The sequence below is a fragment of the Pseudomonas sp. 300 genome (assembly GCF_055803035.1).
In genome coordinates, this window is sequence record NZ_JAVLRV010000002.1 from 2,048,864 (window position 1) to 2,057,164 (window position 8,301).

Annotated in this window: 6 protein-coding genes; 3 read left to right on the forward strand and 3 right to left on the reverse strand. The window is 61.0% G+C overall.

Annotated elements, in window-relative coordinates:
• Positions 1-97: 97 nt before the first annotated feature.
• Complete coding sequence (locus tag Q7W83_RS15800) at positions 98-376, reverse strand: hypothetical protein (RefSeq protein WP_150639018.1); 279 nt, start codon at positions 374-376, stop codon at positions 98-100.
• Positions 377-932: 556 nt separating this feature from the next.
• Between Q7W83_RS15800 and Q7W83_RS15805 the strand changes: the two genes are divergently transcribed.
• Complete coding sequence (locus Q7W83_RS15805; protein WP_473656321.1) at positions 933-1,640, forward strand: RHS repeat-associated core domain-containing protein; 708 nt, start codon at positions 933-935, stop codon at positions 1,638-1,640.
• Positions 1,641-1,667: 27 nt separating this feature from the next.
• Here the strand turns inward: Q7W83_RS15805 and Q7W83_RS15810 are convergent, their stop codons facing one another.
• Together Q7W83_RS15810 and Q7W83_RS15815 are read right to left on the reverse strand one after the other, a co-directional pair.
• The gene (locus tag Q7W83_RS15810) at positions 1,668-2,969 is read right to left on the reverse strand and encodes an ATP-binding protein (RefSeq protein ID WP_150629794.1); all 1,302 of its coding nucleotides are present in this window, start codon (positions 2,967-2,969) and stop codon (positions 1,668-1,670) included.
• Positions 2,970-2,973: 4 nt separating this feature from the next.
• A complete protein-coding gene (locus Q7W83_RS15815) occupies positions 2,974-3,675 on the reverse strand; it encodes a response regulator (protein ID WP_109631796.1) in 702 nt (233 codons plus the stop codon).
• A gap of 294 nt (positions 3,676-3,969) precedes the next feature.
• Between Q7W83_RS15815 and Q7W83_RS15820 the strand changes: the two genes are divergently transcribed.
• Both Q7W83_RS15820 and Q7W83_RS15825 read left to right on the forward strand, forming a co-directional pair.
• Entirely contained in the window at positions 3,970-5,127 is a 1,158-nt protein-coding gene (locus Q7W83_RS15820; RefSeq protein WP_473656322.1) for an efflux RND transporter periplasmic adaptor subunit, read from the forward strand.
• A 15-nt stretch (positions 5,128-5,142) separates the two neighbouring features.
• The gene (locus Q7W83_RS15825) at positions 5,143-8,235 is read left to right on the forward strand and encodes a multidrug efflux RND transporter permease subunit (RefSeq protein ID WP_473656323.1); all 3,093 of its coding nucleotides are present in this window, start codon (positions 5,143-5,145) and stop codon (positions 8,233-8,235) included.
• The last annotated feature ends 66 nt before the right edge of the window (positions 8,236-8,301 follow it).

Below are 8,301 nucleotides of genomic sequence, written 5' to 3' on the forward strand. Positions count from 1 at the left end.
TCTGCGGTCGGCCTGATAAATTTCGCTGCCTGAATTTACGACTGCTGCGCAGCCGAACGCAGCCTTGCAGGCTCGGCAACTGCTACATCAGAATTCATCAATTGACCGAGGCGCCTGCTGTGAATTTCACCAGGTCCTGAGCGCCTGCACATTCTCCTGCCGGTCCCATCAGCACGGTGTATTTCACTTTGTCACCGACGAGAAAATAGTCATCGCCACCCGCCGTGGTATTGGGCCCTACGCGGATTGCCAGCCTGGAACGAAAACCATCATCAGGGGTGACCATGGCGAACTTCGTCGACGTTGTATCAACCCAGACTGTCCTGATCGCGTTGATCGTGCCCTCACCGTTTCTTTTGGTTATTTGATCACCCATGCCGGCCCTCCTGCCCTGCCGCCGAAGTCGGACTGCGAAGAGACAATGAAACGCTTAAGTGGCGAGGATGACTACTGTCAGGTTTTACAGTTTCAGCCCATGACTGCGACAAAACGGGGCCTTTTGTCAGTAAAAGCCCTAGCAGTTCTGATAGTGGCCAACGATTGACGGATGTCCGACACTAACGCCCCAGTTGTCCAATTGTGCATGGAGCTGCTTCGATGCCACTTTCCTCGAGTAGTACCGTGCTGTGTCGCTATGGTTATGATCCGCTGGACCGTCAGGTTGATTGCGCCCCGTCCGCAACAGGCAGGCTCCAGCGTTTTTTACTGCAAAACGCGCCTGGCTAACGAAATTCAAGGCGCGGTTCACCGCAGCATCTTCCAGCACGACGACCAGCTATTGGCGCAACAACTGCGCCAGAACGGCAAGATCGACACCACCCTTCTGGCGACCGACCAACAACGTTCCGTGATAAACGCACTCGACGCTGCTGAGCCTCACCCTCTCGCCCTCACACCCTACGGCCACCGCCCTCCGCCCTCCGGAAAACGGCTTGCTCAGCCTGCTCGCGTTCAATGGCGAACGGCCTGATCCGCTGACCGGGCATTATCATTTGGGTAATGGTTATCGGCAGTTCAACCCGGTATTGATGCGGTTCAACAGTCCGGACAGCTTGAGTCCGTTCAGCGACGGTGGGAAGAATGCATATGCGTATTGCGGGGGGGATCCGGTTAATCGGAGTGATCCGAACGGCAAATTCTCTATCTTGTCGAATGTTTTCAGCATTTTCAACGTTTCCGCCGTTGTTGCAGTGGGTACTTTTGCTGGATCACTATATGTAGAGGATGAGACGCTGGGGTTGATACTTTCGGGGATTTCAGGGCTGGCAGGCGGCATTGCTCTTGGCAGTAAGTTAGCGCCCTTAAGAAAAGCCCGCCAACCGCAGATGAGTGGAAGCGTCCAGCCGAGGGGTAACACCTCAATCACAATCCAAATGAACAGTCTTCCTCAAGGCAATCCGAGCTCGCCCCCCGCCTATAACCCGCCTGCCCCGGTCGACCGTGGCCTTAACAGATTCAGCCAGCGCCCACCTGCGTTTCGAACCGAAGCAAGAAATCCGAATCAGCCCCAACACCGCCTTGGCGAACGACCCAATGGTAGTCCTGTATTTGAAGGGCCAAATGGTACGCCGACCACCAGACCCAGCGGCGCATCGGATTTGGCACCAGTCGGCAATTCTATTCGCACCCGGTCGCGATGAAATCACCGCAAGGTCAGCGGGACGTGTTCAAACCAGCGACGGCAACCACAACCGAAACCGGGCCCCGCCCAGCGGCGAGGCCTCGACCGTCAACGTTCCGCCCTGCGCCTCCAGCGCCCGACGACTGATCGCCAGCCCCAGACCAAACCCGCCCGTCGCCCGATCCCGACTGCGATCCAATCGATAGAACGGTTCGAAAATCCGCTCGCGCTCGTCATCGGGAATGCCGATGCCATCGTCATCGACCCAGATTTCACAGCCCTTCGCACAGACCTGCACCCCGATCTGAATGCGCTTCTCGCAATAGCGCATTGCGTTGCGCAGCAGGTTCTGAATCGCGCGGGCAGCCAGGCGTGGGTCTAGCGTGAAGCGTTCGAGCTGGCCGTGGAGCAGCACGTCGATGACGATGTCCGGGTTTTCCAGCTCCTCGTCGACACTGCCCAAAATGCTGTCGATGAATTCATCCAGCGCCACCTCGACCTGTTCCGGCACTTTCGCCGGGTTTTGCAGGCGGCTGTAAGACAGCAGCTCCAGCACCAGCTCATCGAGTTCACGAATGTGTGCAACCAGCCCTTGCAACCGCTCCCGACTGGAGGCGGGCAAATCATCGGACAGCGCGAGGGCCAGGCCGAAATCCAGTCGGGTCAGCGGTGTGCGCAGTTCGTGGGAAACGGCGTTAAGCAAATCCCGCTGCTGGTTGAGCAGTTTTTCGATGTCGCCAGCCATGGTGTCGAACACGTTGGCCAGGCTACCGATGTTGGAGTGGCCGGGGATCCGGGTGCGCTCGCTCAAATGACCTTTGCCGAAGCGCTCAGCCGTGCCTTTGAGCCGCTCCAGGTCGCGCCAGTGCGGGCGCAGCCACAGCAACAGGCACGCGAGCAGGGTCGCGCCGATCAGCACGTTGATGCTCCAGTACAGCAAATTGACGTCCAGCGGGTCCGGCGGCACGACCATTTGCACGACAACTTGCGCGTTCAGCGGCGCCACCGCCAGCGTGCGCCAGCCCCAATCGCCGATGCGCACGACGTTCTCGCCACGCTGGAGACGCTTCTGTTCCGCCAGGGTCAAACCGTCATCGTCATTGCGGCTCAGGACGATGTGCAGCGGATTGAATGCCTTGTCCAACTCGGCAGCCAAGGCCGGCCACTGCGCTTCGGGCACGGCGTGAAACTGCTTGACGATCAGCGACTGCAAGCCGCGCGAGTAATCGAGGTTGTAGGTGACAAAGCGCTCCTGGAAGACCTTGATCACGACGTCCGGCACCAGATAGATCGCGGCGCTGTACGAGATGATCGTCACCAGGTACAGGCGAAAGAGGATCCTGAACATCGCTTCAGCATTCCCACTCGGAACGGCTGAACAGGTAACCCTTGCCCCACACGGTCTTGATCTTGCGCGCCTCGCCGGCGTGGTCATCGAATTTGCGTCGCAACTTGGAAATCGCCACGTCAACCGAGCGGTCGGTGCCGTTGAATTCGATGCCGCGCAGGCGTTGCAGGATCTGGTCGCGGCTCAGCACTTCGCCGGCATGCCGGGCCAGCACCACCAGCAGGTTGTATTCACCGCTAGACAGCTCGACCAGTTGCTCGCGCCAGGTCACGGTGCGCTCGGACAGGTCGATGCACAGGTTTCCCATGAGAATGCGGTCGTTGGCGGTCTGCGGTTCGCTGAGGCTGCTGCGGCGCAATAGTGTGCGCACGCGGGCCAGCAATACACGCGGTTCGCAGGGTTTGGTCACGTAGTCGTCGGCGCCCATTTCCAGGCCCAGTACCTGGTCGTGGCTGTCGTCGCGGGCGGTGAGCATCAGGATCGGCAGCGTCGCCGAATCCGCCCGCAGCAAGCGGCAGACCTGCAGGCCGTCGAGCCCCGGCAGCATCAGGTCGAGGATCACCAGGTCGGGGGGATTGACCCGCGCGCGCTCGCGCACGTGGTCGCCGCGGCTGATCACGCTGACGCAATAGCCGTTGCGTTCCAGGTAGCTGGCAATCAGTTCGGAGAGCGCGGTGTCGTCTTCGACCAGGAGGATGTTGGGCATGGGTGTTTCCAGAAAGTGCAGTGGCGCCTGTTGTGCCGCCATCGCCAGCAGGCTAGCTCCCACAGGGGTTTGATGTGAGCACAGATTTTGTGAACATCCCCTATCAACTGTGGGAGCCAGCCTGCTGGCGATGGCGGCATGACAGGCGCTGAAAGAATCAAGCCGTGAAGGATATACGCCCTCACCCATGCCTGAGTAAAACCCTTACACAATTTCACACAGCACCAACAAAGCTTCACCGCTACCCTCGTCGGCTCCCCGTAGGATGCGGGAGTTCATTATTGGGGGATTTACATGTCAAAGAACCTGCTTGCCAAGCTCAGCCTGCTTGCCCTGGCGTTGACGCTGAGCGCGTGTGACAAGTCCTCGAACGCTGAAGAACAGGCGCCGTTGGCCACCGTACGCATCGAGACCCTCACAGCCCGCCCCCTGTCGATCACCAGCGAGTTGAGCGGGCGGATTGCCGCGCCACGCATTGCCGAAGTGCGCGCCCGTGTCGCCGGCGTGGTATTGCAGCGTGTTTTTCACGAAGGCAGCGACGTGAAAAAAGGCGACGTGCTGTTTCGCATCGATCCGGCACCGTTCAAGGCTGACCTGGACAGCGCCGAAGCTTCGCTGCGCAAGGCCGAAGCCAACGCCTTCCAGGCCCGACTGCAAGAGCAGCGCTACGCCCAGTTGATCGAAGGCAACGCCATCAGCGGCCAGGACTACGACAACGCCCGGGCCGCCGTACGGCAAACCGCCGCTGACGTCGCGGCCAATAAGGCCGCCGTGGATCGAGCGAAATTGAATCTCGGTTACGCCACCGTCACCGCGCCCATTTCCGGGCGCATCGGCCGCGCGCTGGTCACCGAAGGCGCGTTGGTCGGGCAGAACGAAAGCACACCGCTGGCCCTGATCCAGCAGTTGAATCCGATTCATGCCGACCTCACCCAATCGACCCGCGAACTCAACGACCTGCGCCGCGCCTTCCGCTCGGGTCAGTTGAAGGAAGTCGGTCAGGGGCAGGCCAAAGCCACGCTGATTCAGGACGACGGCAGCCTCTATCCGCTGCCGGGCAAGCTGTTGTTCACCGACGTCACCGTCGACCCGGGCACCGGCCAGATCATCCTGCGCAGCGAGTTTCCCAACCCGGACCTCGATTTGCTGCCCGGCAGCTTCGTGCGGGTGCGCCTGGAACAAGCCGTGAATCAGCAAGGCATCAGCGTGCCGCAACGCGCCATCCAGCGTGACAGCGCGGGCGTTGCGCAGGTGCTGATGCTCGACGCGGATCAACGGGTCGGCCAGCAACCGGTCGAACTGGGCGTCGTGCAAAACGATCGCTGGATCGTCACCGCAGGCCTCAAGTCTGGCGACCGCATCGTCATTGAAGGCCTGCAACACGCCAAGCCCGGCGAGAAAGTGCAGATCGACGACTCCCCTCTTCCACTTGCCCAGGCTTCTGGTCAGTAAGCAGGACGCTTTTCTATGCCGCAGTTCTTTATTGATCGCCCGGTGTTCGCCTGGGTGGTTGCCCTGTTCATCTTGTTGGCTGGCGCCCTGGCCATTCCGCAGTTGCCGGTGGCGCAGTACCCCGATGTCGCGCCGCCGCAGATCGAAATCTATGCCGTGTACCCCGGTGCCTCGGCGCAAACCGTGGACGAAAGCGTGGTCAGCCTGATCGAGGAAGAGCTCAACGGCGCCGATCATCTGTTGTATTTCGAGTCGCAAAGCAGCCTCGGCAGCGCCACGATCAAGGCGACTTTCCAGCCGGGCACCAACCCGGAAATGGCTCAGGTGGATGTGCAGAATCGCCTGAAAGTCGTCGAGTCGCGCCTGCCGCAAGCGGTCAATCAGCAAGGTTTGCAGGTAGAGAAAGTCTCCGCCGGTTTCCTCCTGCTGATCACCTTGACTTCCACTGACGGCAAGCTCGACGACGTGGCGCTCAGCGATTATCTGGCGCGTAACGTGATGAACGAGATCAAGCGCCTGGACGGCGTCGGCAAGGCCCAGTTGTATGGCGCCGAACGGGCGATGCGGATCTGGATCGACCCGCAGAAACTGATCGGTTTCAACCTGACACCGGCCGACGTCAACGCCGCCATCGTTGCGCAGAACGCCCAAGTCTCGGCCGGCAGCATCGGTGATCTGCCGACCCGCACCACCCAGGAAATCACCGCGACCATTCTGGTCAAAGGCCAGCTGTCGACCCCGGAAGAGTTCGCCGACATCGTGCTCAAGGCCAATGCCGACGGCTCCACGGTGCGCATCGGTGATGTGGCGCGGGTCGAAATCGGCAGCCAGGAATATCAGTTCGGCACGCGCCTGAACGGCAAGCCGTCCACCGCCGTCGGCGTGCAGTTGTCGCCCGGCGCCAACGCCCTGAGCACCGCGACGCTGGTGCGGGCGAAGATGGATGAACTGGCGCGCTACTTCCCGGCCAATGTGGAATACAAGATTCCGTACGACACCTCGCCCTTCGTCAAAGTGTCGATTACCAAAGTGGTTTACACCCTGGTCGAGGCGATGGTGCTGGTGTTCGCGGTGATGTTCCTGTTCCTGCAAAACATCCGCTACACGCTGATTCCGACCCTCGTTGTGCCGGTGGCATTGATGGGCACTTTTGCGACCATGCTCGCGCTGGGGTTCTCGATCAACGTGCTGACCATGTTCGGCATGGTGCTGGCCATCGGCATTCTGGTGGACGACGCCATCGTCGTGGTGGAGAACGTCGAGCGGATCATGGTCACCGAAGGCCTGTCGCCCAAAGAGGCGACCCGCAAGGCGATGAAGCAGATCACCGGTGCGATCATCGGCATCACGCTGGTGCTGGTGGCGGTGTTCATTCCGATGGCGTTCATGCAGGGCTCGGTCGGGGTGATGTACCGGCAATTCTCGCTGTCGATGGCCACCTCGATTCTGTTTTCGGCCTTCCTCGCGCTGACCTTGACCCCGGCGCTTTGCGCCACGCTGCTCAAACCGATTGCCAAGGGCGAGCATCACGCCAAGGGCGGTTTCTTCGGCTGGTTCAACCGGCGCTTCGAGCAACTGACCGAGCGCTATCAGGGCTGGGTCGCCTATGCGCTGAAACGCAGCGGCCGCTACCTGCTGATCTACGGCGTGCTGCTGGTCGCTCTGGGGCTGTGCTTCAGTCGTCTGCCCTCTTCGTTCCTACCGGTGGAGGATCAGGGTTACACCATCACCGACATTCAGCTGCCGCCCGGCGCGAGCAAGAATCGCACGGTGCAGGTGGTCGAGCAGATCGAAGCGCACAACGCCAGCGAACCGGGCGTCGGTGACAGCACGGTGATTCTCGGCTTCAGCTTCTCCGGCAGCGGGCAAAACGCGGCGCTGGCGTTTACCACGTTGAAAGACTGGTCGGATCGCGGCAGCGACGATTCGGCCAGTTCGATTGCCGACCGCGCCAACATCGCACTGAGCCAGATCAAGGATGCCGTGGCGTTCGCGGTCCTGCCGCCGCCGGTGGACGGCCTCGGCACCTCCAGCGGTTTCGAGTTCCGCTTGCAGGACCGTGGCGGCCTCGGGCATGCCACGCTGATGCAGGCGCGCACCGCGTTGCTGGCGGCCGCCGAGAAAAGTCCGATCCTGATGAACGTGCGCGAAAGTGCCTTGGCCGAAGCGCCGCAGGTGCAACTGATCGTCGACCGTAAACAGGCAAATGCGCTGGGGGTTTCCTTTGCTGACATTGGCAGCGTGCTGTCTACCGCGGTCGGTTCGGCGTACATCAACGACTTCCCCAATCAGGGGCGGATGCAGCGGGTGGTGGTTCAGGCCGAAGGCGATCAACGCAGTCAGGTCGCCGATCTGCTGAAGATCCACGTGCGCAACAGCAACGGGAAAATGGTGCCGTTGTCCGCCTTCGTCCAGGCCAAATGGACCCAGGGCCCGGCGCAATTGACCCGTTACAACGGCTATCCGGCGATCAGTATCTCCGGTGAGCCGACGCCGGGTCACAGCACCGGTGAAGCCATGGCGGAAATCGAACGGTTGGTCGCGCAAGGGCCGGCAGGCCTGGGCCAGGAATGGACCGGCCTGTCTTTGCAGGAACGACTGTCCGGCAGTCAGGCACCGATCCTGCTCGGGTTGTCGCTGTTGATCGTGTTCCTGTGCCTGGCGGCGTTGTATGAGAGCTGGTCGATTCCGACCTCGGTGCTGCTGGTGGTGCCGCTGGGCGTGCTCGGTGCGGTATTGGCCGTGACCTTGCGCGGGATGCCCAACGACGTGTTCTTCAAGGTCGGGCTGATCACCATCATCGGCCTGTCGGCGAAGAACGCGATCCTGATCATCGAGTTCGCCAAGAGCCTGTACGACGAAGGCCACGACCTGATTGACGCCACGCTGCAAGCCGCACGCCTGCGCTTGCGGCCGATCGTCATGACGTCCCTGGCGTTCATCCTCGGCGTCGTGCCCCTGGCAATCGCCACGGGCGCCAGCTCCGCGAGCCAGCAAGCCATTGGCACCGGCGTGATTGGCGGAATGATCACCGCGACACTGGCGGTGGTGTTTGTGCCGGTGTTTTTTGTGGTGGTGATGAAGCTCGTCCGCAAACGGCATCTCTAGCTGTGTAGAAACGGACACATCCTTTACGATTGAAACCGGGGACATCCTTTACGTTTCTGTTGGCTT

What these genes read in the sequence shown, in the direction of transcription:
- Q7W83_RS15800 (WP_150639018.1), bottom strand. Translation starts at nt 376, where the DNA reads ATGGGTGATCAAATAACCAAAAGAAACGGTGAGGGCACGATCAACGCG.
- Q7W83_RS15810 (WP_150629794.1), bottom strand. Translation starts at nt 2,969, where the DNA reads ATGTTCAGGATCCTCTTTCGCCTGTACCTGGTGACGATCATCTCGTAC.
- Q7W83_RS15815 (WP_109631796.1), bottom strand. Translation starts at nt 3,675, where the DNA reads ATGCCCAACATCCTCCTGGTCGAAGACGACACCGCGCTCTCCGAACTG.
- Q7W83_RS15820 (WP_473656322.1), top strand. Translation starts at nt 3,970, where the DNA reads ATGTCAAAGAACCTGCTTGCCAAGCTCAGCCTGCTTGCCCTGGCGTTG.
- Q7W83_RS15825 (WP_473656323.1), top strand. Translation starts at nt 5,143, where the DNA reads ATGCCGCAGTTCTTTATTGATCGCCCGGTGTTCGCCTGGGTGGTTGCC.